The organism is Bernardetia sp. ABR2-2B, assembly GCF_037126435.1.
In the GTDB taxonomy this organism is placed as follows: domain Bacteria; phylum Bacteroidota; class Bacteroidia; order Cytophagales; family Bernardetiaceae; genus Bernardetia.
The window spans coordinates 4,317,989-4,344,612 of the sequence record NZ_CP147020.1 but is presented as its reverse complement, the minus strand read 5'-3'; the positions used below and the strand labels follow the sequence as shown (position 1 = coordinate 4,344,612).

The following is a 26,624-nucleotide window of genomic DNA, read 5'->3' as shown; positions in this document are numbered from 1 at the left end:
GCTAGTTATTTTTTTGTAAAGTCTATATAAGTTCCAGATTGCTCTCTTTGAGTAGATATTTTATTTTTGAAGTACATTCCCCATTCTCCCAAAGTCCAATTTTCTTTTTCAGTATCAGGAATTAGTGTAACTTTTACTTTTTGAGCAGCAATATCTGTTTCAAATTCTACGCTCGTATCATTGAAAAAACTAAAAAAGTGATTAGCATCTTCTATTGTAGTCAGATTTAAACTTGTAATGTCAGCTTCAAATACTTTGGCATCTTGTGGAGCATCTCCATCAAGTATCACATAGAGTTCATTTGTAATATATGCCTTTGGTAACTCTATTGAGTCTGTATTTTGTGCTGATAAAGTAGCAAGGGGTAATAAAAAGATAATAGTAAGGAACATTATCTTGTAAAAAGAGGGCGTATTTTTCATTAAAATTTTAATTAAAACGTTATATTGAGTTGATATTTTGTAGAGTGTATAAGTTAGGAAGGGAATATATTATTTAGAAAAATAAGGATTCAAAACTTTTTTTTCACTAGACAGTTTAGAGCTATTTTGGTCTAAATTTACGTATAATAGTATTCTTTAACAAAAAAGTAATCTAATACGAACTTTGCTAAAGGTAATTTTTTACAGAATAACCTTCTAGCATTTCACAAAAATACGATTTTAAATATAATTAATCTACTTATCTATTTTTTTAGTTCTTATGAATCCAATTTCGTTACATCAAAAAACAGAACAATTCAAGAACTTAGCTTTCGAAGCTGGTTTTTTGCATTGTGGAATCAGTAAGGCTACTTTTTTAGAAAAAGAAGCTAGAGATTTGGAAAAGTGGCTTACTCAAGGAAAAAACGGACAGATGCAATGGATAGAAAACTATTTTGATATTCGTCTTGATCCTCGCTTACTTGTCGATAATGCAAAATCTGTTCTTACATTTGCTTATAATTATTACCCTCCTGTGTCATTAGAACGAGAAAATAATTATAAAATCTCAAAATATGCCTACGGAAGAGATTATCATAAAGTTATTAAAAAGAAACTTAAACACCTTATCAATCATCTAAAAGAAGAATTTGGAGATTTTAATGGACGTGCTTTTGTAGATTCTGCTCCGATTATGGAAAAAGTTTGGGCAAAAAAAAGTGGAATTACGTGGCAAGGAAAACATACAAATGCTATCAACCCTAAAACAGGCAGCTTCTTCTTTTTGGCAACCTTAGTTTTGGATATTGAATTAGAATATGACAATCCTACAAAAGACCGTTGTGGAAATTGCACGTTGTGTTTAGATGCTTGTCCGACAGATGCCCTTTCAATAGAAAATCCGTATCAGATTGATGGAAGTAAATGTATTTCTTATTTTACAATAGAATTGAAAGACAAAATTCCATCAGAAATGCAAGGAAAATTTGAAGATTGGATTTTTGGCTGTGATATTTGTCAAGATGTTTGTCCGTGGAACAAACGAAAATCGGCACAGATTCCTCATACTGAAAGTGATTTTTTGCCTTCTGAACTGTTACAACAAATGACAAAAAAAGACTGGCACGAACTCACAAACGAGCTTTTTGATGAGCTTTTTATGGGTAGTGCTATCAAAAGAACCAAATTTGAAGGACTAAAAAGAAATATAAAATTCGTGAAAAAGTAGCCAAAAAAAATAACTTTCCTGTTTGTTACAGAAAAGTTATAAAAATAATTTTTGTAGGTTGAAATTATATATGTACTTGAATTATCAAGTCTTATGAATTAAAAATGGGGCAAATAGTTTTGGCTAAGTGTTATTAAAAAATTAAATGATAAAAATAGTTTGATTAGCTCTACTAAGCTACTACTCTTGAACTGGCAAAACAACGTTGTAAAATATCATAATACAGTTGTCCGAATTGAGAAATAGCCCAGTTACGAAGTTCAAAAACTTCATTTGAAGTAAGAAGAGCTATTGTTTTGCGTAATTCTTTTTCAAAAAGCATTTTAGAAAAACTAACTTTTTGAATAATCATTTTTTGATACTCTAACATAAGCGAAAAAAATTTAATAGTGAGTGTTTATTATTTGTGTGTACAGTTTGTCAAAAATTGCCCTATTAATCCCCTACTTTTAGTAAGCTTTAAATGAGATTTAAGTAAGAAATTAAATAACTTTTTTCAAGTTTTAAAACTATTCTAAATTATCATTTGCTCAAACTGTTTGTGCTTAGTCGCAATTAGTAACGTAAAAGAGATAGTTTAGGTTTTACAAAACAGTAATAATTCAAGTTTGAGATTGAATAAATTATGTTAAAATTATTTCTTTCTACAACTTTTGACATGTACCAAAAATACATTTTTTTTATCAAAATAGCAAATCCGTTTCTGAAATAACTTCTTGTTTTGAGACACTTACAACTAAAAAAGCCTATTACTTCTATAAGAAATAATAGACTTTTGAAAAATAATTAAGAAAAGTATTAATTTTCCATCAAAAAGGCTTTCATATATTCGGTCAAATCGCCATCTAAAACGGCTTGAATATCTGTTCGTTCATAACCTGTCCTGACATCTTTTATAAGTTTGTAGGGGTGCAAAACATAATTTCGAATCTGCGAACCAAAATCAATTTTCTTTTTCGAACTTTCTACTTCATCTCTTGCTGCATTGCGTTTTTCTATCTCTATTTGATAAAGCTTTGCTTTGAGCATTTCCATAGCTAGTTCTGCATTTTGAAGTTGAGAACGTTCTTGCTGACATTCAGCTACAATTCCTGTCGGAATGTGTTTTAGACGAACAGCCGTTTCTACTTTATTTACATTCTGTCCACCAGCACCACCCGAACGGAAGGTTTGACGCTCAATATCAGCAGGGTTAATTTCAATTTCGATAGAATCATCCACTACTGGATACACATATACAGAAGCAAAAGAAGTTTGGCGTTTTCCAGCCGAATTGAAAGGAGAAATACGCACCAAACGATGAACACCATTTTCAGACTTCAAATAACCATAAGCAAAATCTCCACTCACACGAATAGTAACTGATTTTATACCTGCCACATCTCCATTTACAAGGTCAATGAGTTGATATTTATAGTCATTTTTTTCTGCCCACATTCTATACATTCTCAAAAGCATTTCAGACCAGTCTTGGCTTTCTGTTCCTCCTGCTCCTGAATTTATTTCTAAGATTGCATCTAGTTTGTCCTCTTCGCCACTTAGCATTTTCTGAAACTCTAAGTTTTCTAATGTTTTGGTTACTTTTGCAGCTTCTTTATTGACTTCAACTTCCGTAGCTTCTTCGGCTTGATAAAACTCATACAAAACCTCTAAATCTCCAAGCTGGGTAAAGAGTTTTTCGAATCTATCTGTCCATATTTTTTTTGATTTAATATTTCTTAGTAGCTTTTCAGCTTCTTCTGGATTGTTCCAAAAATCGGGTTTGAAAGTTTGGGCTTGTTCTTCTTCGATTTCGGATTTTTTGGTTTCGTAGTCAAAGATAGCCTCGCAAATCTTCTGTTCGATTTTGCAAGGCACGTAATTGGTCTTGAGTCATAAATTAAATTAAAACGACTGAAAAAATTAATAATTTGTTGTATCTCTACAAAGGTAAAAAGTAAGACAGAGTTTGACAACTATAAAAGTAGATTGAGTCAAAACTATATTTCATCAAAAGTAGTTTTACTTGAAAGAATAATTACGACCTGCTATGAGTTGTTGGTGTCGCTGCACTAAAACACAAACAACGGCATTAATATAAAAGATAAATTTATGCACATTCATAAAATAAATATCGACAAACATTCTGATTTTTTAAATGAAAAGCGTCAAGACCCAATTACTGGAGATTTGATAGAAGAAGGCGATGAGGTTGTTTTTTGTGCAAGTTGTAAATCTGCTTTTTTGAAAGATACGTGGCTTTATTTAGATAAAAAACATTGTAACCAAAGCCAAACTATTAAAAAGCCTGTTTTTGGAAAAAGCCTTATTCTTGCAAAAGCAAAACAAGAAACTGTCTTTATTCCATTAGAAGGTGCAAAATCATTCAAAAAGTTTATTAAACAAACAAAAAATGGATATTGGACAAGTGAATATGAATCTATAAAAAATAATATTATAGTCTATAATGAAAGAAAAGGAACAGGCTTAATTCTTCTTTTAGGAATGATAATGTATATCGTTTTTATGTTTGGCATCGGAGTAGGACTTGCAGGAATAATGACTTCTCCTATTCTTCTTGGTCTGGCTCACTATTATATTAGAGTGGTTTATTCTTTAAACAGAGATAAGGCAATGTTAGGCATTGGAGAAAATGAGCTGATTATCTATTTTTCAGAAAAAAAACAAAAAAGTTTTATCAGTTATAAACACGTAGAAAAAGTAGTTGTGACTTACAAATCAGATGATAAAGCAATAATTGAAATAAAAGATAAAAGTGGAATCAAAATAAAAACAGAATTACAAACTACACTCATTAAAAAGTTTTTGACTTCTATTTCAGACAGAAATAAAGAAACTCTAATTGAATTAATTTCATTTCCTGAGACCTATACAAACACAAACTTTTTTTGGCAATTGAGAGAAAATCCTTTGCTGCGATTGATATGATTTATATACTTAGAAAGTAAATCTATCATTTTGACAATTTAATTATTATGAAAATAACACTATTTATTACCTTTCTTTTAAACTTTGTTTTCCTGTCTTCTCTTTTGGCACAAAAAAAGGAAGAGTTAGGAAATGATATAAAACACTCTTTTCCAACAAGTAAACCAATAATTCAGCTTTTTGAGAATATTCAAACTCAACTTAAAACAGAATCAAGTTTTGATAAAATTGAATATCAATTGACAAAAGGAAAGCTTTTGAATAACACTATGCGTATTAAAGATACGTTAGATAAAGAGTTATATTTTATAGCATATACTGTAATGAGCTTAGAAGAAGATTTTATTTATAATTCTCAGTTTTTAGTTTAAAAAAATAAATTATTGACTTTTAATTGTATGTTTATGTATCATAATGATAAAAACATAACTCAAGAAATAATAACCAATTCAGAAAATGAGACTGTGAAACTAAATAAAGATAATAAAGATTGGAAACAGCTTTTTTATCAAAGGATATTTCCTCAGAACATAGAAGCCTACAAAAAAATCAATCCTAAAATTATTATCAATCACAAACCTAAAAAGGTAGCAAACAAAACAGATAAAGCAATAGATTTTTTGATAAATCAAGAAGCTATAAGTTTTAATTATGACCCTCATTCCATGTTTATTGATGATTTTAAAAAAGCCTTTGAGAGTATTTCAGTTTTGATAAAAAATAAAGAAATAAAGGAGCTAGAAAAACTACTTTATACAGTAAGTGTAGAGGGTAAAACATTAGCAGCAGGTGCACTTTTGTATTTGCAGAAAAACAAAAAAATAGAGTTTAGTAAAGAAGCACAAGAACGAGTAAATTATATTTTAGAAAATGAGAAAAAGGTTTATTTTTCGACAGAATACTGTGATTTTGGAAATATAAATTATTGGTTTTTAGCAAAGGATTTTGAAGAGCTATTTGAGAAATATGGAACAGAAATCAGTAAAAAAAATATAAGTAATGACACTTCAGAAAAATAATTTTCACTCAAAACTTTAAGAAAGATAAATATTTACGCAAATTTATTTTTGCCTGTTCTATTTTTGTATCTTTGATTCATAAACAATCTAGCTAAATTTTAGTAATGGATTGTAACTTATTTCTCAACCTTTTTCATCAAAAAATCTTAATAAAATGACTTTCCCAGAAGAATTAAAATACACAAAAGAACACGAATGGATTCGCTTAGAAGGCGACATCGCAACTGTTGGAATTACAGAATTTGCTCAATCTGAACTTGGCGACATCGTTTATGTAGACATCACAACAGAAGGCGATGAAGTAGAAGCAGGTGAAGTTTTTGGTTCTGTTGAGGCTGTAAAGACAGTTTCTGATTTGTATATGCCAATCACAGGAACAGTAAGCGAAGTAAATCCAGACTTGGAAGATTCTCCCGAAACAGTAAACTCTGACCCTTATGCTGGTGGTTGGATGATAAAAATCAAAGTAAATAACGTTGATGATGTAGCCGAGCTTATGTCTGCTGCTGATTATACAACTTTAGTTAGTTAGTAGAATAGTAATAACTGGTTCAAGCGTCGATACTTGAACCAGTTATATATTATTTTTTAGAAGTAGAAGCCAAATATTTTCTTTTATTAATTTCCAGCACTAACTCGTCGATTTTCTTTCTATCTTTTTTACTGATTTTATCTGAAATATCTATCTTTTGGGCTACTGTTGTGGCATTTAATACAAAAGATTTTTTTTGTCCATTTTTTAGAGTAAGAAATGTTTCGATAGGCATATTAAAATCTTTGTTTTTATCTTTATTCACTTTCCACTTATAAGATAAAAAAGTTTTCTTTCCTTCTTCAAAAATCTCATATTCCAAAACAGGAATTTCTTTATTATTCAAATAAAAATCAAAAATAGGAGCTAGATTTCTACCTGTTTTTTTAGTAAAAAAGTCTATGACTTGCTGCGTATTTACATGAGAATGTTTGTAAGTCTGATAAAAACCTTTAACCGTTGCAAACCAAAGCTCATCATTATCTATCACAGAGCGCAACGAATGCAACATCCAACTTCCTTTATAATACATATCTGCACCTAGCCAATTATTATAATTGACATCAAGAGGAGCAAGAATTACATCTTGATTCAAAATTTTGGGCTTTTGTGTCAATAAATAATCTATTGCTTTTTCTTTTCCTTGAAAATATTCTACAAAAAGGGCTTCTGAATAAGTCGTAAAAGCTTCATGAATCCAAAGCTCTCCATTATCGCTTACACTAATACTGTTTCCAAAATACTCGTGTCCAGATTCGTGAATGATAATAAAATCAAAACCAAAAGGATTAAGCTTATAGTTATTTCCATACGCCACACAAGATTGGTGTTCCATTCCCCAATATGGGGTTTCTACGAGTGCATAACCATCTTTTTCAAATGGGTATCCCCCAAAATAATACTCAAAAGCCTCCAACATTGGTTTTACTTGGCTTTCAAAAAATGGTTTTGCCTTTGCTTCATTTCCTTTAATTACATAATAATCTAATTTTAAAGGTTGATTTTCTTTACTGTTTTTATTTATAGGATTTGTTATTTCATTTTTAGAAATAAATGTATCTTCAAAATGAATATAGTCGCCAATATTTAGTGTCATGTTGTAAGATGCAATTGGATAGGAAGTTTTCCATTCATAACCTATAAAATTTTCATTTGGTGTATTCTTATTTATATAAATCAAATCGCCATTCGAAACACAAAATAATTTTTTTGGTACTTCAAAATACATTCTGACACTATCAGGCTCATCGCTCAAATGGTCTTTCAAAGGAAACCAACTACTTGCTCCCAAACCTTGACAACTGACAGTTACCCACGGTTTTTCATTAGCTGTTTTTTTCCACGTAAAACCACCGTCCCAAGGAGGATTAACAGCATTTTGAGGTTTTCCATGGTAAAAAATACTTATTATTTCGTTCGTTTTATTGATTTTGGAAGTATTAAGGCTATTTCTAATTTCGGTAGGAAGTTCTACCCAAATTACTTTTCCTTCTCTATAATTTCGAAGTGTTTTTGTAGGATTAATTAATCTTTGTGTAGTATATTGATTGTAATAAATGATAGAATCAACCTCAAAATTTTCGAATAAGTCTAACTGTAAGACAGAATCTAAATCGATATTTTGAAAGGTTATTTTATTAAATCCCGAAATAGATTCATTTTCAATATCAATCTTTACGTTTAAATCGTAATACTTTACATCATAGGCACGTTCTTTTCTCAATGCACCACGCAAAGAATCTTGATAAGAAAACTTCATCTTTGCATGTTGTGAATAAGCAAATTCACTTTGCAAAACAAATGTTATTGTAAAAAGTAGTATAGAAAATAGGTAAATTATTTTTTTCATATTTTTATAAATTAGATTTTTTAGATTAATACATTGTTGAGAAATTTTATAATATTTCTCAAAATTTTATTAATAAGGAAGTCTATATAATGGTCGTTGAGGAATAAGGCAGAAGAATGAGATAAATGATTAAACAGTATGCTTAGTATAAGCTATAAATCGTCGTCAATATTTCTTCCATTTTGTTTCCTATTGTTCTTGAGGATTCTCTATGATGATTATTTTGAAACGAAAAACAAAACTTACGCCCACTTTTAGTAACCAAAAATCCACTCAAGCAATGATTATTACTTATCGTACCTGTCTTTCCATACAAAAAAGGCTTTGAGTTTCTTGAAAATTCATATCTACGTTTTAATGTTCCTGCTTCTCCTCCAATAGCAAGTGTTTCAAATAATTTTTCTTCTCCCATATCCTTACGAATAGATTTCAACATTTCTACAAAATTGCGAGGTGTAAAAAGGTTATAACGAGAAAGACCCGAACCATCTACCCAACGAGGACGATTATAAAACGTATTGAAATAATTCTTGTCTAAATACTCAACTACTTTTCGTGTAGAAAGCGTTCCGAACAGCTCTGCCGAACACATCAAGAGAGTTTGTTCTGCCAAAAAATTATCACTTTGTTGCATCATTCGTTTATACATTTCATCACTCTCCATGGTATAAAATGTTGATGTATTTTCAGGCATTGGATAAGCTAGATGAGTAATTTCTACGCCTATTTTATCTTTTAAAAGCATTGTAATAAGTTCTGAGGTAGCATGAAAAGGAATAGATTTTCCATTTTTATAATACAAATCTCCAATATTATACTCAAATGAATTTAAACCCAAATCTCTCTCTACTCTAAAATTTTTAGTGCTTATTTCGCTATTTTCTTTTATTAAATCTTTAAAAATGGTTGGATATACTTCAATTTCGCAAGAAGGGTCAGCTTCAAAATACACTGCATTTCCATACATTGGCAACACAGATTTTTCTACGCCATACGTTGTTCTGTAATCTTCCCACGCCCAACCATCACCAAAAGGCTCATCTTTATAATTTGTCGTAGAGAAATAAAGCTTTTTTGTTTTAGATTTTAGTAATAAAAAATCAATAACAGCAGAGTTTTCAAAAACAGGGTGCAAAAAAGTAGGGTCTCCTGTTCCCCAAAAAATAAGAGAATCTCCTTTTTCAAAATAACTTAGAGAAGGCAAGTGTTTGCTCAAAATTTTGGTGGCTGCGAATAGAGAGGCTATTTTTACATTTGATGCTGGTGTAAAATATTTATCAGCATTATACTCAAAGATATATTTCGAACTATCTAAATCATACAAAACAAAACCATGAAAGCTATCTTTAAAACAGTCCTCTCCAAAAACTTCAATTAAATTATCTATATAATCATTATTTTTCTTTTGAGCCGTAACTGAATAACTAATAAAACAAAAACTAAAAATTAGAAAGAAGAGTAGTTTTTTTGAAAAAATAAAGTTGGTTTTCATAAACAGTTATAATGTGGAGGTAAAAATAGACTTTGTAATTGACAGTTGAAACTTAAAACGAAGAATCAAAAATTATTGTTCAAACCTTGTTCCTACTTTTAGGTTTTTATAGCAAAGTTTCAAATTAAGTGGTCGGTTTGATAGAACCAGAAATACATTCTGATAAGCTAATTAAAATATTATAACATAACAAGATAACTTTAATTACTACAAAATAGCTATGAATTACTTAAATTTGGAAAAAATATCTTTATCTATATTTCTTTTTAAGCATCTATAGACTTAATCTAATTATTTTATTACCCTTTTCTCAATGAATATTAAATACAACTATTCCAACATGTTACTTTTTATAGTAGGCATGTTTATTTCATTCGCTTCTCAAAATGCTTTCGCACAACGAGACAAAAATATCAATCGTTCTTACTTCAAACAACTAGAACAGGAACTTCCCACACCGAATGTCTATCGTGCAGGTTCGGGCGCACCGGGGCATAAATATTGGCAGCAAAAAGTAGATTACAAAATCAAGCTTACTTTAGACGACGAAAAACAGCGTATTACAGGACAAGAAACAATTACGTATCATAATAATTCGCCAGACGAACTTTCTTACTTTTGGGTACAATTAGACCAAAATATGAGAGCAAAAGATTCTGATACTTACAAAACTTCAACAGGAACACTCAATGAAAAAACTACATTGCGTGGGATTTCTTATGTAACAGGAGATTCAGATTTTGAAGGAGGATTTAATATCGAAGGCGTAATGACAACTGATGGCACAGCACTACCTCATACCATCAACAGAACGATGATGAGAATAGACTTACCGACAGTATTGAAGCCAAATGAGAAATATTCTTTTCAGATAAAATGGAACTATAACATTCAAGACCAACTAAAATATGGTGGTAGAAGTGGTTATGAATATTTTGAAGATGATAAGAATTATTTATATGAAATAGCTCAATTTTTCCCAAGAATGGCAGTTTATGATGACGTAAATGGTTGGTTACACAAGCAATTTTTAGGACGTGGCGAGTTTGCTTTAGAGTTTGGAGATTATGATGTAGAAATGACTGTTCCTGCTGATCACGTTTTGGGTGCAACAGGTGTTCTTCAAAATCCAGACGAAGTTTTGACTGCTGATCAAAAAGAACGTTGGGCAAAAGCACAAACTTCTGATATTCCTGTCGTGATTGTTACACAAAAAGAAGCTGAAAAAGCAGAGAAAAATAAAGCAAAAGACACAAAGACATGGAAATTTAGAGCTGAAAATGTACGTGATTTTGCGTTTGCTACTTCTAGAAAATTTATTTGGGATGCAATGGGCGTAAAGATGCCAAATGGTAAAACGGTTATGGCAATGTCATATTATCCAAAAGAAGGAAATCCTCTTTGGGGACAATATTCTACCGAAGTTGTGGCGCATACATTAGAAGTATATTCTAAGCATACCATTGATTATCCTTATCCTGTTGCTATTTCTGTTCACGGTCCTGTTTGGGGAATGGAATATCCAATGATTTGTTTTAATGGAGGAAGACCAGAAACAGACGGAACATATTCTTCAAGAATTAAACATGCAATGATTTCAGTAATTATTCACGAAGTAGGACATAATTTCTTCCCTATGATTATCAATTCTGATGAGCGTCATTGGACGTGGATGGATGAAGGTTTGAATACGTTTATGCAATTCATTACAGAAGAAGAATGGCAACGTGATTATCCTTCAAGACGTGGAAATGCAAAAGATATTGTAGATTACATGAAAGGCTCAAAAGCTGGTATTATGCCGATTATGACAGACTCAGAAGAGATTTTGCAGTTTGGAAATAACGCCTATGGGAAACCTGCAACAGCTCTTAATATTTTGAGAGAAACTGTAATGGGAAGAGAGCTTTTTGACTATGCGTTTAAAGAATATTCTCAACGTTGGGCATTTAAGCATCCAAAACCTGCTGACTTCTTCCGTACGATGGAAGATGCTTCTGGAACTGATTTAGATTGGTTTTGGTGGGGTTGGTTCTACACGACTGATAATGTAGATATTTCAATTGAAGATGTAATGTTCTTTGAACCAAAATCTTTAGCTGCTGAGATGGAAAAAGTAAATGAAGAGGAAGTGGTAAGTATTACTTCACACAGAAACAAAACAGCCTTGAAGACAACTCGTTTGGAGCGTCGTCCACAGCTTAAAGATTTCTATAATTCTTATGATGACGGAATTACAGAAGCTGAAGCAAAGAAAAACTATGAAAGTTATATGAATAGTCTAACAGACGAAGAGCGTACTTTTGTCAAAGAAAATCCTTATTTCTATCAGATAAATTTCAAAAATATAGGAGGACTTGTAATGCCTGTAATTATTGAATTTACGTATGCTGATGGAAGCAAGGAAACGCAAAAGATTCCTGCTGAGGTTTGGAGAAAAAACAACGAAATGTTTAGCAAAGTCTTTATGACAAAGAAAAAAGTAGCTTCTTTTCAGTTAGACCCAAATTTGGAAACAGCTGATACAGATGTTTACAATAACTCTTATCCACGTCAAGAAGTTCCTACTCGTTTTGAGCTTTATAGAAGAGATAATAATTATTCTTCTCCTAATCCAATGCAAATGCAAAAGAAGAAAAAATAGTAGTATTTGCTGCTAATTAACCTTTTGGAAATAAAAAAACGGATTCGAACATTACTGTTTGAATCCGTTTTTTATAGATACAGGTTTTATCAAAAAAAACATTTTTTTTGCTTGATTACTTTTACACTAAAAATCGTATATTTAACTAATTATTTAATCTATATATTTTTGTAAAAATGCTGATAGAAAATTTTAGTTTTGGTAATTTTCGCTCTTTTAAAGATATTCAATCTTTAAATATGAATGCTGCTGATATTGTTTCTGAAAATAAAGAAATTGATAAAAATAATGTAATTTATTCAGATAGTTTTGATTCTTTACTAAAATCAAAAGCTATTTATGGCGCAAATGCTAGTGGTAAGAGTAATATTGTAGCAGCTTTCTATACATTTATTATCATCGTACTTGAATCTGTGAAAAGAAATGATGTCCTTCTTCTATCAGAAAGCTTTAAATTATTAACATCCTCTCAAGATGAACCTACTTTTTTTCAACTTATTTTTACTACCAACAAAAAAAAATATAGATACGGATTCGAAGTAACGAGGCAGAAGGTTGTTAGCGAATGGTTGTTTCTTATTGAAGAAAAAGATGAAGTAGTTTTATTTATTAGAGAGGATAATAAAATAGATACAATAAATAAAAAGCAGTTTGAAGAGGGCTATAAATTATTACATGTATTAGGAGAGGGAGATGAAAATCAAGTGTATAGAGATAATGCTTTATTTTTATCTACTTTAGTAGCTTTAGGTTTTGGTAAAATATCAAAATTAATACTTGAATCATTTGAATCAATCATTATAATACAAGGAATTACAGAAGAAAATATCTTTAATAAAGCCAAAGTTTTACTAAAAGATAAAAAAGCTAAAGATTATACTATAAATCTGCTCAAATATGCTGACGTTGGGTTACAAGATTTTTCTTTGATCAAAGTTAAGCCTAGAGAACATTTTAGGACATTAATCAATGAAAACACAAATTCTGAGTTTCTTTCATTTCTTGAACAAAATGAAGGTGAGGAAATAGTAATTTCATCAAGGAATATGTACAATGAGAATAACAAAATAATAGGAAAGGTCAATTTCAATTTTGAAAACAGCGAATCAGAAGGAACAAAAAAAATATTCGAATTAAGCCCATTTCTATATGCAAGCCTGACGCAAGGCACTCCTTTAATTATTGATGAATTTGATGCTCGTTTCCATCCATTACTCACTAGAAAAATAGTAGAATTATTTAATTCTGCTGAAAATACTAACGCTCAACTTATTTTCATAACCCATGATACAAATTTACTTTCAAATCAATTATTACGAACTGACCAAATAGATTTTGTAGAAAAAGATAAATTTGGAGCAAGTCATTTATATACCCTTGTAGAATTGGAAGGAGTAACTAGCTCAGATTCTTTTGAAAGCGATTATATTCGTGGAAAATATGGGGCAATTCCATTTCTAGGAGATTTCAATAAACTTATTTATTCTACCAAAACAATCTCAAAAGATGCCTAAAAGAGTAAAAAAGACAGACCAAAATAAAGCGTGGAATAAAGTAGTTAAACCAGTTTATCAAGTACAACAAATTAGAGCAAATCAATTAATCTTGATTACTTGCGAAGGACAAACTGAAAAACTCTATTTTGAGTCTTTTCCTGTTTTGGGTAAAGATGTTAGGGTAATAGATTTGAAAGGACAAGCTGATTTGAAATTAGTAGAAAGTACAATTACATTAGCTCAAAAACAAAAATATGATCAAATTTGGTGTGTTTTTGATTTGGATGTAAATCAAGGAGAAAAAGAGTTTGCAGATTTTGATAATTCAATTGTTCAGGCGCAGAGTTTAGGATATAAGGTGGCTTATTCTAATGATTCATTTGAATTGTGGTTTTATCTACATTATCAATATTCAGAAGCAGAACATCATAGAAGTTTTTATTATGGCAAATTGAGTGAAATTTGGGGAATTAGTTATGAAAACGTAGGTAAAAAAAAGGAATTTGCAAGTGGTATTTATGAGTTATTACAAAAAGAAGAAAAAGCCTCTCAAAGTGAAGCTATAAAAAGATCAAAAAAGCTTCATGATTTACATAAAAAACAAAATTTACCTTATCATAAACAGAATCCTACTAGTCTAGTATATGAACTTGTAGAACTTCTAAACGAAAACCTAAGGGAGTAACCAATAAAAAACGGATTCGAACATTACTATTTGAATCCGTTTTTTTATTAAGATTTGTCTTTGATATTAATCATTAAATTCTACAAAATCACTTGATTTCTCGTGCCATTGCAAACCATATTTATTCAAATCTTCCATAAAAGGATCTGGATTAAATTCTTCTACATTCCAAACACCAGCTTTCATCCATTTTCCTTCCAACATCATTTTTGCACCTATCATAGCAGGAACACCTGTTGTATAAGAAACGGCTTGCGCTCCTAGTTCTTTGTAGGTTTTGGCGTGGTCGCAATTGTTGTGAATGAAGAAATAAGTATCTTTTCCATCTTTTTTACCTCTGATATGGCAACCAATAGAAGTTTGTCCTTCGTAATTTTCTCCTAAAGAAGAAGGTTCTGGCAAAACAGCTTTTAAAAACTGAAGAGGAACAATTTTTTGTCCTTGATATTCCACTTCATCAATTCTTGTCATTCCTACATTTTCTAATACTCTCAAATGCGTAATATATTCATCTGAAAAAGTCATCCAAAATCTAGCTCTTTTTAGAGACGGGAAGTTTTTGGTAAGTGATTCTAATTCTTCATGATATAATAAAAATGATTTCTTAGGACCTACTTCTGGGTAATTAATCATTCTATTGACCTCTAAAGGCTCGGTTTCTTTCCAATCGCCATTTTCCCAATATTTTCCACGCTGTGTAATCTCACGAATATTGATTTCAGGATTAAAATTGGTCGCAAATGCTTTTCCATGACTTCCTGCATTACAATCTACAATATCCAAATATTCCATTCCGTCTTTATCAAAATGATATTTAGCTGCATGTGCTGTAAAAACTCCAGTTACCCCAGGGTCAAAGCCACAACCCAAAAGAGCCATAATCCCTGCCTCTTCAAAACGTTTTTTGTATGCCCACTGCCAACTATACTCAAATTTGGCTACATCTTTTGGTTCGTAATTGGCTGTGTCCAAATAATGCGTTTTTGTTTCCAAACAAGCATCCATAATTGGTAAGTCTTGATAGGGAAGAGCTACATTAATAACTAATTTTGGTTCAACTTTTTTGATAAGAGCTACCAATTCTTGAACATTATCTGCATCTACTTTTGCAGTCTGAATATCTCTTCCCGTAAGTTCTTTTACTTCTTCTGCAGCAGCTTCTACTTTTGGAAGCGTACGACTGGCAAGTGTTATTTCTGAAAAAACATCAGGTAACATTGCACATTTTTTGACAACAACATTACCCACTCCACCAGCACCAATAATCAATACTTTACTCATAATTACGTTTGTGTTTTATATGATTCATTAAAAAAAATAGCTCAAATGTGGCTTCTAAAAATTATGATTCAAAGATATTAAAATAAATTTAGAAGTCAGAAGTTAGACTTTGTAAGTAACAAGGTTAATAGAAAGACTGGCTTATTCTTTTATTATCTAATAAGTCTAAAAGTTAATTCTTTCATAATTTAGTTTTTATAAGAATCCAAAAAGAACTTTTTAGGAATAATTTTAGTAATTTAGGTAACAAGAAATAAGTTAGTGTCAAAATATACAACACAAAACCAAACTCTAACGTATTACTTATATAAGCCTTACAAACTAGCACTTCCCAAAAGATTTATATATCATGAATGTTCATCAACTACATCCTAGAAAACACGAAAAATTCTTGACTCAATCACGCATTGACCCAATAACAGGCGATACTTTGGAAGCTGGAGACAAAATAGTGCTTTGTGCTGAATGCAAATCGGCTTTTCATGCAGATAGTTGGGCATATTTGGGAAATAGGCATTGTAATCAAACACGTACACTTCCTGCTATTCCTCAAAGTACCTCTTTAGGACACTTCAAAAAACGTTCGGCAGAGTATTATAGCCGAGTAAATTCGAATTTTAGAATCAATGAAACGGTACAAAATGTAGTAAGTGCAGGTCATCGTTTGGGTGGTGTTTTGATAGATTTAGCGTTGATTTGGATTGTACAAGTATTGCTCTCTTATACACTTTCTCCTTTACTTTGGACATATTTTTTACTTAGAGATTTTTCGTACAAAGGGCGTTCTTTGAGCTTAGGCAAGAACTTGATGAACATTGAAGTAGTAGAAGAAAGAAATGAAAACAGACTTAGTTGGTGGCAGTCGGTTCTTCGAAATGCGCCTATCGGAATCCCTAGATTAGCAGCTGTTTTTGGCACATATGCTTATAATTTGAGTTATAGTTTTGGTAATTCTTTCAAAGTAGCTAATAACTTAGTGTCTGCTATTTTTACTATTATTCTAGTTATTGATATAATTCTTCTTTTTGGAAACAACAAACGAATTATGGATAGAGCAATGGATTTGAAAAGTATTTTTAGAACTAGAAATGGAGCAAATGATTAGAAAAAACTAGAATAAATGAAAAATCCCTTCTACTTTTAATAAGTAAAAGGGATTTTTTATATATAATTTTCTAAGATGCTTAGAAAGTATTAGCTAAATTTAATCTAATGTAATTTCAAGAGCAAGACCACGAAGTTCGTGTATCAATACATTAAATGACTCTGGGATGTTTGGTTCTGGCATATTATCACCTTTTACGATGCACTCATATGCTTTTGCACGTCCAAGAACATCATCTGACTTTATTGTCAAGATTTCTCTCAAAATATGCGAAGCTCCAAATGCCTCTAATGCCCAAACTTCCATCTCTCCAAAACGCTGACCACCAAATTGAGCTTTACCACCCAAAGGTTGCTGCGTAATGAGTGAGTAAGGTCCGATAGAACGAGCGTGCATTTTGTCATCTACTAAGTGACCCAGTTTCAGCATATACATAATACCTACTGTAACCGTTTGCTCAAATGCTTCTCCAGTACGTCCATCAAAAACTTCCATTTTACACCACTCTGGTAAACCTGCTTTTTTGATTTCTGTCGCTACTTCTTCTTCTGTTGCTCCGTCAAAGATAGGTGTTGCGTATTTAGTTCCCATTCTAAGACCTGCGTGTCCTAAAATAGTCTCATAAATCTGACCTAAGTTCATACGAGAAGGTACACCTAGAGGATTCAGTACAATATCAACAGGACGACCATCGGCAAGGAAAGGCATATCTTCTTCACGAACAATACGAGCCACAACTCCTTTATTACCATGACGACCAGCCATCTTATCCCCTACTTTAAGTTTACGTTTTTTAGCAACATATACTTTTGCAAGTTTTACAATTCCTGCTGGAAGTTCGTCTCCAACTTCTAAAGCAAAACGCTGACGTTTGAATTCTGCTGTAATTTCATTACGTTTTTGATTGTAATTCTTTACAAGCTCTGCCAAAAGTTCGTTTGTATCTTCATCTTCTGTAAAATCTTTCAATATTACATCAGCAATAAAGTTTACTTCTTCTGGAACGTTATAGTTACTCTCATCACGGTATGCGTTTTTGCTTGGGAAGAATGCTTGTTCAATGTTTTGTGTATTAAAACCTGAATCTTTTGCCAAAACAACATCTCCATATTTATGAACAATACCTTGAGAAGTTCTGTCTTCTAAAAGCTCTGCCATCTTATTTATCATCTGCGAACGCATTCCGACAAGGTCACGGCTATATTCTTTCTTCAAAACATCTACTTGCTTACGTGTTTTGGCACGCATATCTTTATCCTTTTTAGGACGAGAGAAAAGCTGTGTATTGATTACAACACCTTGTAGCGAAGCCGAAGCACGCATAGAAGCATCTTTTACATCACCTGCTTTATCTCCAAAGATAGCACGAAGAAGTTTTTCTTCTGGTGTAGGGTCTGTTTCTCCTTTAGGAGTAATTTTACCTACCAAAATATCTTGTTCTTTTACTTTTGCACCAATACGGATAATACCGTTTTCGTCCAAATCTTTAACTGCGTCTTCGCTTACATTCGGAATTTCAGAAGTAAGTTCTTCCTCTCCTCGTTTTGTATCACGAACTTCAAGTTCGAATTGGTCAATGTGGATTGAAGTATAAATATCATCTCTTACTACTTTTTCAGAAATTACAATTGCATCCTCAAAATTATAACCCTGCCAAGGCATAAAAGCAACCATAAGGTTACGACCAAGTGCAAGTTCTCCTTTTTCAGTTGCATATCCTTCACAAAGAACATCACCTTTTTTCACTTTATCGCCTTTCAAAACGATAGGGCGTAAGTTGATACACGTATCTTGGTTTGTTCTACGGAATTTTGTAAGCTGATAAGTAGTATATTCGTTATCGAAGTTTACTAATTTTTGTTCGCTTGTCCAATTATATTTTACTACAATTTTCTTAGAATCTACATAATCAATTACTCCATCATCTTCTGCTACTACCAATGCTCTAGAATCCATTGCTACACGTCTTTCAAGACCTGTACCTACGATTGGAGCTTGTGGACGCAATAAAGGAACTGCTTGACGCTGCATGTTTGAACCCATCAAGGCACGGTTTGCATCATCATGTTCTAAGAATGGAATAAGAGAAGCTGCTACCGAAACAATTTGGTTTGGAGCAACATCCATATATGTAATATTTTCTGGAGATTCTAAAGGAAAATCTCCTTCTAAGCGACACTTTACAAGGTCAGAAGTAAACTTATTTTTGTTATCTAATTCTGCGTTTGCTTGTGCAATAATTTGCTCATCTTCTTCTTCTGCTGTTAAAAACTTAACTTGGTCAGTAGCTTTTTGATTCTTAACAATACGATAAGGCGTTTCGATAAAGCCCATACCGTTTACAGTTGCATGAACACAAAGCGAAGAAATTAGACCAATATTTGGACCTTCTGGAGTTTCGATAGTACACAAACGACCATAGTGCGTATAATGAACATCACGAACCTCAAAACCTGCACGTTCACGAGAAAGACCACCCGGTCCTAGAGCAGACATTCTACGCTTATGCGTGATTTCTGCTAATGGATTGGTTTGATCCATAAACTGTGAAAGCTGATTTGTTCCGAAGAAAGAATTAATAACTGACGATAAAGTACGAGCATTAATCAAATCAACTGGCTTAAAGTCTTCATTATCACGAACGTTCATACGTTCTTTGATAGTACGAGCCATACGAGCCAAACCAACACCAAACTGGCTATAAAGTTGCTCTCCTACGGTACGTACACGACGATTAGAAAGGTGGTCAATATCATCAACAACTGCTCTTGAGTTAATAAGAGTAATCAAATGTCTAATGATACGAATGATGTCTTCTTTTGTAAGAACACGGACACTCATTTCTAAATCCAAACCTAGTTTTCTGTTGATTCTATAACGACCAACTTCTCCTAAGTCATAACGCTTTTCACTAAAGAAAAGACTTTGAATTACATCACGAGCTGTTTGTTCGTCTGGAGCTTCTGTATTACGAAGCTGACGATAAATTTGCTCTACTGCTTCTTTCTCTGAATTTGAATTATCTTTTTGTAATGTATTATAGACAATCGCAAAATCATTAATATTAATATCTTCTCTATGAAGAATGATTGATTCTGTATTCGAATCAATGATTGTTTGGATATGCTCCTCTTCTATTTCAGAATCACGCTCCAAAAGCACCTCATTACGAGTAATACTTACAACTTCTCCTGTATCCTCATCTACGAAATCTTCTGTCCAAGTACGGAGAACACGAGCAGCTAATTTTCTACCTACTACTTTCTGAATATTTGTCTTTGTAGCTTTTACTTCTTCAGAAAGACCAAAAAGTTCCAAAATTTCTCTATCTGTACCATATCCAATAGCACGAAGAAGAGTAGTAACAGGGAATTTTTTCTTACGGTCAATGTAAGCATACATTATATTGTTTACATCCGTAGCAAACTCAATCCAAGAACCTTTGAATGGAATAATACGTGCAGAGTATAATTTTGTACCATTAGTGTGCTTACTTTGAGCAAAGAAAACACCTGGCGAACGGTGAAGTTGAGAAACGATTACACGTTCTGCACCATTAATAACAAAAGAGCCACGCTCTGTCATTACAGGAACATTTCCTAAAAATACTTCTTGTTCAATGGTTTCGAAATCTTCATTGTCTTCGTCGTTACAAAGTAAACGTAGCTTTGCTTTTAAAGGCACTGCATAAGTAAGACCTCTATCAACACATTCTTGAACTGAATATTTTGGTGGGTCTATGATATAATCGACAAATTCCAAAACAAAGTTATCTCTTGAATCAGAAATCGGAAAGTTCTCCATAAATACTTTATAGAGTCCGTCTGCTGTTCTTTTTTCAGGAGGAGTACCTAGTTGGAAGAAATCTTGAAACGACTTTACCTGTACATCTAAGAAGTGTGGATATTCTAAAATGGAGGTCGTTTTGCGAAAGTTTATTCTGCCGTGTTTTAATGTAGCCAAGGCTCGTATAGGTTTTGAGTGAACGAAATTTATGTCGATTACGAATTAAAAATTACGAATTACGAAAAAATAGGTAAAATGTAATTGATATTCGTCTGTAATTGTCTTTATCTTATTTTTTTAAAACTATCCTTTTATATTTTCTTGTTTGTTCAAAAGTATTGCAGTCGTAAAAATCCCTAAAATTAGATAAAGAGTTGTCTTAGTAATCAAACAATTAGCTCCTTATTAAACTTTACGGTTTTATTTTTTCTGACTTAAATAAATGATTGTGAATTGAAGTAGTTCAAACAGTTTTGGAATACTTTTTATGATTCTGAATAAAATTCAAATAAAAACAAGAATAATACTATATTTTGACTATTGAATTAGTATTTAGTCTTAAATTAGAACCAAAAACAGATTTTTGTAGCCAAAATATCTTGCAAAGATAAGAATTATTTTATCAGTTTCAAATATAATTTTGTTTTTCTATAAAATCTTTAAAGCCGTTCTAACTCAATATCAAAAATCAGAGTTGCAAGTGTTGGAATTATTTGTGTTCCGTCTTGTGTTGTTCTTCCTTGCTCTCCGTAAGCATACCGAGATGGAATAAAAAAGCGTGTTTTTTCATTCAACTTCATTTGTTTGACAGCCTCTTCAAAGCCTATCACTACAGAACTTGCTCCAATAGTAAACTCTAAAGGATTATTAGTTTCATAAGAGCTATCAAACTGTCTTCCATAAATGACTTTTCCTGTATAGTTTACTACTACTTTAGCTCCATTATTTGGGGTAGCAGTTCCTTCACCCTCTTCCAAAACAATGTAATAAATCCCCAAATCTGTTCTTTCAGCAGTAAGATTATTTTCAGCTAAATATTGCCTTATAATTTGGTCTTCTCGCTCTGCTTGTAAATTTACGTCTATTAGAGGTTCTATTTCATTATTATTACAAGAGGAAAACAGAGAAAATAGAGGAAAAAGCAAGAAAATATAATTTGATAATTTCATTTAGATTTTACTTTTACTTGAAATAATTATTTTTGTAGTTGTTCGGAAGATTGAGTTTTTTATGAGTTTATTCAAATACTTCTACTCTAAAAACTAAAATAGAATAGGGTGTGATTACATTTCCTGAACCTCTTGCACCATATCCCAAATGAGATGGTATATAAAGTGTTCCCTTGCCACCTCTTCCAATGAGAGGAATGCCTTCATTCCAACCACTTATAACTCCTCCTCCAACTGTAAAAGAGAAAGGCTCTCCTCTATCAAAAGAAGAATCGAATTTTTCTCCTGATAATAACTTTCCTTCATAATTTACAGTTACTCTTTCTCCTATTTGAATAGGGGTTGCTCCTTGTTCGTCTATGACATAATATAACCCTGATTCTGTTTTTTGAGGAGTAATATTATTTTCAGCAAAATAATCCTGAAGGATTTGGTCTTGTTCTGCTGGGCTTGAAGGGTTTTCCTCTTCTTTTTTACAAGCTGTAAATAAAACAAATCCAATAAAAAGGACTGTAATATATTTTGATAACTTCATTTTAATTTGGGGAAATAGGAATTAGAAAATAGATAATAGTTGTTGTAGAATAGGAAATACATTCTTTAGATTAAAATTAATTTAAAACTTCTACTCTAAAAACAAGTGTTGCATTTGGTGGAATATCATTTCCTGCGCCACGCTCACCATAACCCAAATGAGAAGGAATATATAACGTGCCTTTTCCACCTTTTCCAATCAAAATGATTCCTTCATCCCAACCTTGAATAACTCTACCTACACCGATAGGAAACTCAATTGGGTCATTTCTATCAAAAGAAGAATCAAATTTTTTGCCGTTAAGTAGTGTTCCTTCATAATGCACTTTTAGCATTTGTCCTTTTTCGATAGGTGTCCCTTGCTCATCAATAACATAATAAAGTCCAGATTCTGTTTTTTGGAAATTTTTGATTCCCTTTTCTACAAAATAAGTCTTTTCTAAATAATCCATTTGATTTTGCACTTTTAATTTTTCTTCCATTTCTTTTTGCTTTTGTTGTTCTTGTTGTTTTTTTGCCATTTGTTCCATGTATTCTTTTTGCATAGAATCTAGCTTAGTAGCATATTGTTGTGCTGTATAATTTTTCAGAATTTTTATTTCATGTCTTAAAGAACTTCCCTCTGGAATGAATATCGGACGTATTTGCCCATTCTGAAATACAGAATCAGAATGAATAAATAGTGTTAGACTATCTCCAACTCTTCCATCTTTCATCATAATTTCTACAATCGGAATTTGTCTAGTTGTGCTATCACGCAAATCTAAAATGAGAGGATAATCTTCGTCTTCTGTACTTCTCAAAAGAGAATCCGCATTGTTATAAATCTGCATACTAAGTTGTAGGATACTAGAATCTGTAACTACAAGAGCTTTTTTACGCTCTTTTTTCTTAGTATGTAATTGATAACGAATACCTTTAAATTCTTTTTCATGTTTATTTTTTTGAGCATTTACAGAAAAAGAAACACAACTTATCAAGATAATTAGAATAAAACGATACAAAGACATAAAATTTATTTTTAAACAGTAAAAATATTTTTTTTTATAAAAATAATAGAAACTCTCAAGATGAATTTATTTACTTGAGAGTTTCTACTAGATAATTTAGTTTCCAGCTTTAGTTACTTCGTCTAATACTTCAACTCTAAAAACAAGCATTGAGTTTGGTCCTATTGTTCCACCTGCACCTTGTGCGCCATAAGCTAAGTTAGAAGGAATATACAAATATCCTTTTCCTCCACGACCAATAAGAGGAATACCTTCGTCCCAAGCCTTTATTACTTGTCCTTGTCCGATAGGAAACTCAAATGCTTCACCTCTATCAAAAGAAGAATCAAATTTTTCTCCTGTCATAAGTAGTGTACCTTCATAATTTACTTTTACTTTATCCCCAGCTTGAATATCAGTTTTTCCTTGTTTATCTACTTTGTAAAAAAGTCCTGATTCTGTTTTCTTGAAATCTGTAATACCTTTTTCTGGTAAATAGGTATTTTCAATATATTCTACCTGTTCTGCTGAAATTTTTGCTGATTCTGCTTGTGCTTCAGCTTGTTTCTTCATCATTTCCTCCATATACTTTTGTTGCATTGCTTTTTGTTCGGCAGCAGCTTCTGTTGGCGTAAAATGCTTTATCAAAGTAACCTCTTGACGGATAGAACTTCCCTCTTCTATAAAAGGAGGACGAGGCTGTCCTTGTACAAAAATAGAATCTGAGTGTATAAACATCGTTACACTATCTCCAATTCTACCTTTTTCCATTAATATTTTTACAATACCCATTTTTGTATTGTTTGAATCACTCAAATCTATCATTAAAGGAAAATCTTCTGTATAAGTATCACGAAGCAGAGAATCCGTACTATTATAGATTTTCATAGAAACTTGAACTGTACTAGAATCAGTTAGTGCTTGTCCCTCTCCACGCTGACGAAGCATATAACGGATTCCGTCAAGTTCTTTTTCTTGATTAAGTGAATCTGAGTTACAAGACCACATAGTAGCTCCAACAAGAGCAAATAATATAAAACGATATAAAAAAAGAGATTTCATTTTTTGTTTTTTAGATAAAATAACGATTAGAATAACTAAATTAAATAAGAATTTTAAAATAAACTATATTAAAACTAGCCTACAAAGGTCTAATATAAAAACCAAAGTAGAAAAGATTTATAGAAAATTAATTTTTAATACTAATTAATGTACGGCTGTGAGTTCTGAACGGTGTTCTTCAATGAGTTTTTCAAAACGCTCTACTACTTTTTTGACAGGCTCTAGGCTTCTTCCTCCTGCTGCATTGTGATGTCCTCCACCACCAAAATAATTACGAGCAAAATCAGCAACTGAAAACGTTCCGACTGAGCGAAAAGACATTCTGACTTCACTACCATAATCAATAAGGATAGCAGCAAATTCGATTCCTTCAATAGAAAGAGCATAATTTACAATACCTTCTGTATCTCCTGATTGTGGGTTGTATTTACGAGTATCTTTTTGCTTTAAGACAAAATAAGCTGTCTTTAAGTCTTGTCTAACAGTCAAACAATCTGAAAGTGCATGTCCTAAAAGGCGAATTCTATTTTCTGTATTGCTATCATAAATCATACGCTGGACATAAGAAGAATCCAAACCCATATCTATCAAATCAGCTGCAATACGATGTATTTTTCCTGTTGTGTTTGGATGTTTGAAAGAAGCTGTATCCGTCATAATACCTGCATATAAGCATTGTGCTATCTGAATATCTATCAAAGCTCTATCACTCATCAATAAAATAAGGTCATAAACCAGTTCTGCTGTTGCTGCTGCTGTAATATCCCATAATTCAAAATGAGCAAAATCAGATTTTCCTCTATGATGGTCAATCATCAAGATAGGTGTATCAGAGTTTTTTTCTATAAAAGAATCCAAAGGAGCTGTTCGATTTGGACTAGAAAAATCCAAACAACAAATGAGAGTAGCTTCTGAAACTAGTTTTTCAATTTTTTGATGAGTTTTGTCTGAATAAACAACTACTTTTTCATTTTCAGCCATCCAGTTCAAGAAACTTGGATATTCAGTAGGAGAAATAACTGTTGTCTGATGATTTTTCTTTTGTAAATAAAGAGATAAAGCTTGGCAAGAACCTAAAGCATCAGCATCAGGGCGTTGATGTGGAAAAATGACTACCTTTTGAGGAGTGCTTAAAAGTTCTGAAAGACCTGCTAAATTTTGCATTCAAATACGCTTAGTTGATAAATGATTTCAATTTCATTGGAAAAACGTTACAAAGATACCAAAACTTTTTAGTTATTATATACTTAACAGAAATTACGATAGGTTCATAGCACAAAAAACAAGTTTTTTTATATCGTTGTCGTAGGTCAAAGGTTTTGTCTCAATACCGTAAACTTTAAGAAATTATTTATTTACTTAGCCATTATTATCTCACTAAATTAATTCTTATTTTTGTAGAAAAGCAAAATAAATGGATTAAAAAAAAACGACTTGAATACAACTACACAACTCTCAACAGATTTTACGCAGCATAAAACTCAAATCTCAACTTGGTTTCAAGGATTGCAAAGTAGAATCTGTGAAGCCTTAGAAGAATCCGATGGAAAATCAAAGTTTCAAATTGATACTTGGGAGCGAAAAGGTGGAGGTGGAGGAACATCTCGTGTTATTGAAAATGGAAATTTGATTGAAAAAGGTGGTGTTAATTTTTCGGCTGTCTTTGGAGAATCTCCTGCACGTATGTTGCAATTAATGAAATTAGAACCTGCTGATTTTTTTGCAACAGGCGTTTCGATAGTTTTGCACCCAAAAAACCCACTTGTTCCGATTATTCACATGAATGTTCGTTATTTTGAGATGAGTAACGGAATTTACTGGTTTGGAGGAGGAATAGACCTTACACCTCATTATATTTTTGATGAAGATGCAAAATTCTTTCATCAGTCTTTGAAGACAGCTTGTGATAAACACCATAAGAGTTATTACCCAGAATTTAAGAAAAAAGCAGATGATTATTTTTACATTCCTCACAGAGAGGAAACAAGAGGAATAGGAGGAATATTTTTTGACCATCTAAAAGAAGTAAATACAGAAACTGATGGAATTACGAAACAAGACCGTTGGGATTTTGTACGAGAAGTAGGAGAAGCTTTTGCACCAATTTATACTCAAATTGCGAATAAAAATAAAATTCTTCCCTTCACAAAAGAACAAACAGAGTGGCAGCGCATTCGAAGAGGACGTTATGTAGAGTTTAATTTGGTCTATGACAGAGGAACAAAGTTTGGTTTAGAAACCAATGGCAGAACCGAATCTATTTTGATGAGCCTTCCTCCAGAAGCCAACTGGCAATACGCACACGAGCCACAAAAAGGAAGTGAAGAAGAGCGAACATTATCACTTTTGAAAAAAGGAATTGATTGGGTTTAGTCTGTTCTTTATTATCCATTTTTTTATAAA

22 protein-coding genes are annotated in these 26,624 nt (G+C 32.0%); 10 read left to right on the top strand and 12 right to left on the bottom strand.

What is annotated here, in order from left to right:
* Positions 1-5: 5 nt before the first annotated feature.
* Complete coding sequence (locus WAF17_RS18305; RefSeq protein ID WP_338762784.1) at positions 6-422, bottom strand: hypothetical protein; 417 nt, start codon at positions 420-422, stop codon at positions 6-8.
* Between the two features lie 280 nt (positions 423-702).
* Between WAF17_RS18305 and queG the strand changes: the two genes are divergently transcribed.
* Positions 703-1,650 carry a tRNA epoxyqueuosine(34) reductase QueG gene (queG, locus tag WAF17_RS18300; protein ID WP_338762782.1) on the top strand — a complete coding sequence of 316 codons (948 nt, stop codon included), beginning with the start codon at positions 703-705 and terminating at the stop codon, positions 1,648-1,650.
* A gap of 172 nt (positions 1,651-1,822) precedes the next feature.
* On the opposite strand, the gene WAF17_RS18295 is transcribed toward queG, so the two are convergent.
* Both WAF17_RS18295 and prfB read right to left on the bottom strand, forming a co-directional pair.
* Complete coding sequence (locus tag WAF17_RS18295) at positions 1,823-2,020, bottom strand: hypothetical protein (RefSeq protein WP_338762780.1); 198 nt, start codon at positions 2,018-2,020, stop codon at positions 1,823-1,825.
* A gap of 428 nt (positions 2,021-2,448) precedes the next feature.
* Positions 2,449-3,526, bottom strand: a protein-coding gene (gene prfB, locus WAF17_RS18290) for a peptide chain release factor 2 (protein WP_338762778.1) whose coding sequence is annotated in 2 segments (ribosomal slippage) — positions 2,449-3,471 and positions 3,473-3,526 — 1,077 coding nt in all. Because the reading frame shifts where the segments join, the coding sequence is not laid out codon by codon here.
* Positions 3,527-3,741: 215 nt separating this feature from the next.
* On the opposite strand from prfB, the gene WAF17_RS18285 reads away from it, so the two are divergent.
* The 4 genes from WAF17_RS18285 (at position 3,742) to gcvH (ending at position 6,129) form a co-directional block, all read left to right on the top strand.
* Entirely contained in the window at positions 3,742-4,578 is an 837-nt protein-coding gene (locus WAF17_RS18285; RefSeq protein ID WP_338762776.1) for a hypothetical protein, read from the top strand.
* A 47-nt stretch (positions 4,579-4,625) separates the two neighbouring features.
* Entirely contained in the window at positions 4,626-4,949 is a 324-nt protein-coding gene (locus WAF17_RS18280; protein WP_338762774.1) for a hypothetical protein, read from the top strand.
* Between the two features lie 33 nt (positions 4,950-4,982).
* Positions 4,983-5,597 (top strand): hypothetical protein, encoded by a 615-nt coding sequence (locus tag WAF17_RS18275; RefSeq protein WP_338762772.1) that lies wholly within the window; start codon positions 4,983-4,985, stop codon positions 5,595-5,597.
* Positions 5,598-5,751: 154 nt separating this feature from the next.
* Positions 5,752-6,129 (top strand): glycine cleavage system protein GcvH, encoded by a 378-nt coding sequence (gene gcvH / locus WAF17_RS18270; protein ID WP_338762769.1) that lies wholly within the window; start codon positions 5,752-5,754, stop codon positions 6,127-6,129.
* 49 nt (positions 6,130-6,178) lie between these two features.
* Here gcvH and WAF17_RS18265 read toward each other — a convergent pair whose 3' ends face one another.
* Together WAF17_RS18265 and WAF17_RS18260 are read right to left on the bottom strand one after the other, a co-directional pair.
* A complete protein-coding gene (locus WAF17_RS18265; protein ID WP_338762766.1) occupies positions 6,179-7,978 on the bottom strand; it encodes a M1 family metallopeptidase in 1,800 nt (599 codons plus the stop codon).
* Between the two features lie 142 nt (positions 7,979-8,120).
* Positions 8,121-9,470: a D-alanyl-D-alanine carboxypeptidase gene (locus tag WAF17_RS18260; protein ID WP_338762763.1), complete on the bottom strand. Its 1,350-nt coding sequence runs from the start codon at positions 9,468-9,470 to the stop codon at positions 8,121-8,123.
* A gap of 340 nt (positions 9,471-9,810) precedes the next feature.
* On the opposite strand from WAF17_RS18260, the gene WAF17_RS18255 reads away from it, so the two are divergent.
* The 3 genes from WAF17_RS18255 (at position 9,811) to WAF17_RS18245 (ending at position 14,295) form a co-directional block, all read left to right on the top strand.
* Entirely contained in the window at positions 9,811-12,114 is a 2,304-nt protein-coding gene (locus WAF17_RS18255; protein WP_338762760.1) for a M1 family metallopeptidase, read from the top strand.
* A 176-nt stretch (positions 12,115-12,290) separates the two neighbouring features.
* Positions 12,291-13,628 (top strand): ATP-binding protein, encoded by a 1,338-nt coding sequence (locus WAF17_RS18250; protein WP_338762758.1) that lies wholly within the window; start codon positions 12,291-12,293, stop codon positions 13,626-13,628.
* The gene (locus WAF17_RS18245) at positions 13,621-14,295 is read left to right on the top strand and encodes an RloB family protein (RefSeq protein ID WP_338762756.1); all 675 of its coding nucleotides are present in this window, start codon (positions 13,621-13,623) and stop codon (positions 14,293-14,295) included. Before WAF17_RS18250 ends, WAF17_RS18245 begins: the two co-directional genes overlap by 8 nt.
* A 66-nt stretch (positions 14,296-14,361) precedes the next feature.
* On the opposite strand, the gene WAF17_RS18240 is transcribed toward WAF17_RS18245, so the two are convergent.
* The gene (locus WAF17_RS18240; RefSeq protein ID WP_338762753.1) at positions 14,362-15,576 is read right to left on the bottom strand and encodes a saccharopine dehydrogenase family protein; all 1,215 of its coding nucleotides are present in this window, start codon (positions 15,574-15,576) and stop codon (positions 14,362-14,364) included.
* A 349-nt stretch (positions 15,577-15,925) separates the two neighbouring features.
* Here WAF17_RS18240 and WAF17_RS18235 point away from each other — a divergent pair, with 349 nt between their 5' ends.
* Entirely contained in the window at positions 15,926-16,681 is a 756-nt protein-coding gene (locus tag WAF17_RS18235) for an RDD family protein (RefSeq protein ID WP_338762750.1), read from the top strand.
* A 99-nt stretch (positions 16,682-16,780) separates the two neighbouring features.
* On the opposite strand, the gene rpoB is transcribed toward WAF17_RS18235, so the two are convergent.
* The 6 genes from rpoB to WAF17_RS18205 all read right to left on the bottom strand — a co-directional run bounded on the left by rpoB (position 16,781) and on the right by WAF17_RS18205 (position 25,385).
* A complete protein-coding gene (rpoB, locus tag WAF17_RS18230; protein WP_338762747.1) occupies positions 16,781-20,644 on the bottom strand; it encodes a DNA-directed RNA polymerase subunit beta in 3,864 nt (1,287 codons plus the stop codon).
* A 482-nt stretch (positions 20,645-21,126) separates the two neighbouring features.
* A complete protein-coding gene (locus tag WAF17_RS18225) occupies positions 21,127-21,636 on the bottom strand; it encodes an FKBP-type peptidyl-prolyl cis-trans isomerase (protein WP_338762744.1) in 510 nt (169 codons plus the stop codon).
* 67 nt (positions 21,637-21,703) lie between these two features.
* Positions 21,704-22,171: an FKBP-type peptidyl-prolyl cis-trans isomerase gene (locus tag WAF17_RS18220; protein ID WP_338762742.1), complete on the bottom strand. Its 468-nt coding sequence runs from the start codon at positions 22,169-22,171 to the stop codon at positions 21,704-21,706.
* A gap of 76 nt (positions 22,172-22,247) precedes the next feature.
* Positions 22,248-23,180: an FKBP-type peptidyl-prolyl cis-trans isomerase gene (locus WAF17_RS18215; RefSeq protein ID WP_338762740.1), complete on the bottom strand. Its 933-nt coding sequence runs from the start codon at positions 23,178-23,180 to the stop codon at positions 22,248-22,250.
* 96 nt (positions 23,181-23,276) lie between these two features.
* The gene (locus WAF17_RS18210) at positions 23,277-24,221 is read right to left on the bottom strand and encodes an FKBP-type peptidyl-prolyl cis-trans isomerase (RefSeq protein WP_338762738.1); all 945 of its coding nucleotides are present in this window, start codon (positions 24,219-24,221) and stop codon (positions 23,277-23,279) included.
* Positions 24,222-24,365: 144 nt separating this feature from the next.
* Positions 24,366-25,385: a DHH family phosphoesterase gene (locus WAF17_RS18205; RefSeq protein WP_338762735.1), complete on the bottom strand. Its 1,020-nt coding sequence runs from the start codon at positions 25,383-25,385 to the stop codon at positions 24,366-24,368.
* 270 nt (positions 25,386-25,655) lie between these two features.
* On the opposite strand from WAF17_RS18205, the gene hemF reads away from it, so the two are divergent.
* Positions 25,656-26,594, top strand: coding sequence for an oxygen-dependent coproporphyrinogen oxidase (gene hemF, locus WAF17_RS18200; RefSeq protein WP_338762733.1), 939 nt, complete (start codon positions 25,656-25,658; stop codon positions 26,592-26,594).
* Positions 26,595-26,624: the final 30 nt, after the last annotated feature.

Coding starts and splice junctions, on each gene's coding strand:
- WAF17_RS18235 (WP_338762750.1), top strand. CDS start 15,926: ATGAATGTTCATCAACTACATCCTAGAAAACACGAAAAATTCTTGACT.
- gcvH (WP_338762769.1), top strand. CDS start 5,752: ATGACTTTCCCAGAAGAATTAAAATACACAAAAGAACACGAATGGATT.
- WAF17_RS18260 (WP_338762763.1), bottom strand. CDS start 9,470: ATGAAAACCAACTTTATTTTTTCAAAAAAACTACTCTTCTTTCTAATT.
- WAF17_RS18225 (WP_338762744.1), bottom strand. CDS start 21,636: ATGAAATTATCAAATTATATTTTCTTGCTTTTTCCTCTATTTTCTCTG.
- WAF17_RS18305 (WP_338762784.1), bottom strand. CDS start 422: ATGAAAAATACGCCCTCTTTTTACAAGATAATGTTCCTTACTATTATC.
- WAF17_RS18205 (WP_338762735.1), bottom strand. CDS start 25,385: ATGCAAAATTTAGCAGGTCTTTCAGAACTTTTAAGCACTCCTCAAAAG.
- WAF17_RS18240 (WP_338762753.1), bottom strand. CDS start 15,576: ATGAGTAAAGTATTGATTATTGGTGCTGGTGGAGTGGGTAATGTTGTT.
- WAF17_RS18250 (WP_338762758.1), top strand. CDS start 12,291: ATGCTGATAGAAAATTTTAGTTTTGGTAATTTTCGCTCTTTTAAAGAT.
- WAF17_RS18295 (WP_338762780.1), bottom strand. CDS start 2,020: ATGTTAGAGTATCAAAAAATGATTATTCAAAAAGTTAGTTTTTCTAAA.
- WAF17_RS18220 (WP_338762742.1), bottom strand. CDS start 22,171: ATGAAGTTATCAAAATATATTACAGTCCTTTTTATTGGATTTGTTTTA.
- WAF17_RS18255 (WP_338762760.1), top strand. CDS start 9,811: ATGTTACTTTTTATAGTAGGCATGTTTATTTCATTCGCTTCTCAAAAT.
- WAF17_RS18280 (WP_338762774.1), top strand. CDS start 4,626: ATGAAAATAACACTATTTATTACCTTTCTTTTAAACTTTGTTTTCCTG.
- queG (WP_338762782.1), top strand. CDS start 703: ATGAATCCAATTTCGTTACATCAAAAAACAGAACAATTCAAGAACTTA.
- WAF17_RS18265 (WP_338762766.1), bottom strand. CDS start 7,978: ATGAAAAAAATAATTTACCTATTTTCTATACTACTTTTTACAATAACA.
- WAF17_RS18285 (WP_338762776.1), top strand. CDS start 3,742: ATGCACATTCATAAAATAAATATCGACAAACATTCTGATTTTTTAAAT.
- WAF17_RS18275 (WP_338762772.1), top strand. CDS start 4,983: ATGTATCATAATGATAAAAACATAACTCAAGAAATAATAACCAATTCA.
- WAF17_RS18245 (WP_338762756.1), top strand. CDS start 13,621: ATGCCTAAAAGAGTAAAAAAGACAGACCAAAATAAAGCGTGGAATAAA.
- WAF17_RS18210 (WP_338762738.1), bottom strand. CDS start 24,221: ATGAAATCTCTTTTTTTATATCGTTTTATATTATTTGCTCTTGTTGGA.
- WAF17_RS18215 (WP_338762740.1), bottom strand. CDS start 23,180: ATGTCTTTGTATCGTTTTATTCTAATTATCTTGATAAGTTGTGTTTCT.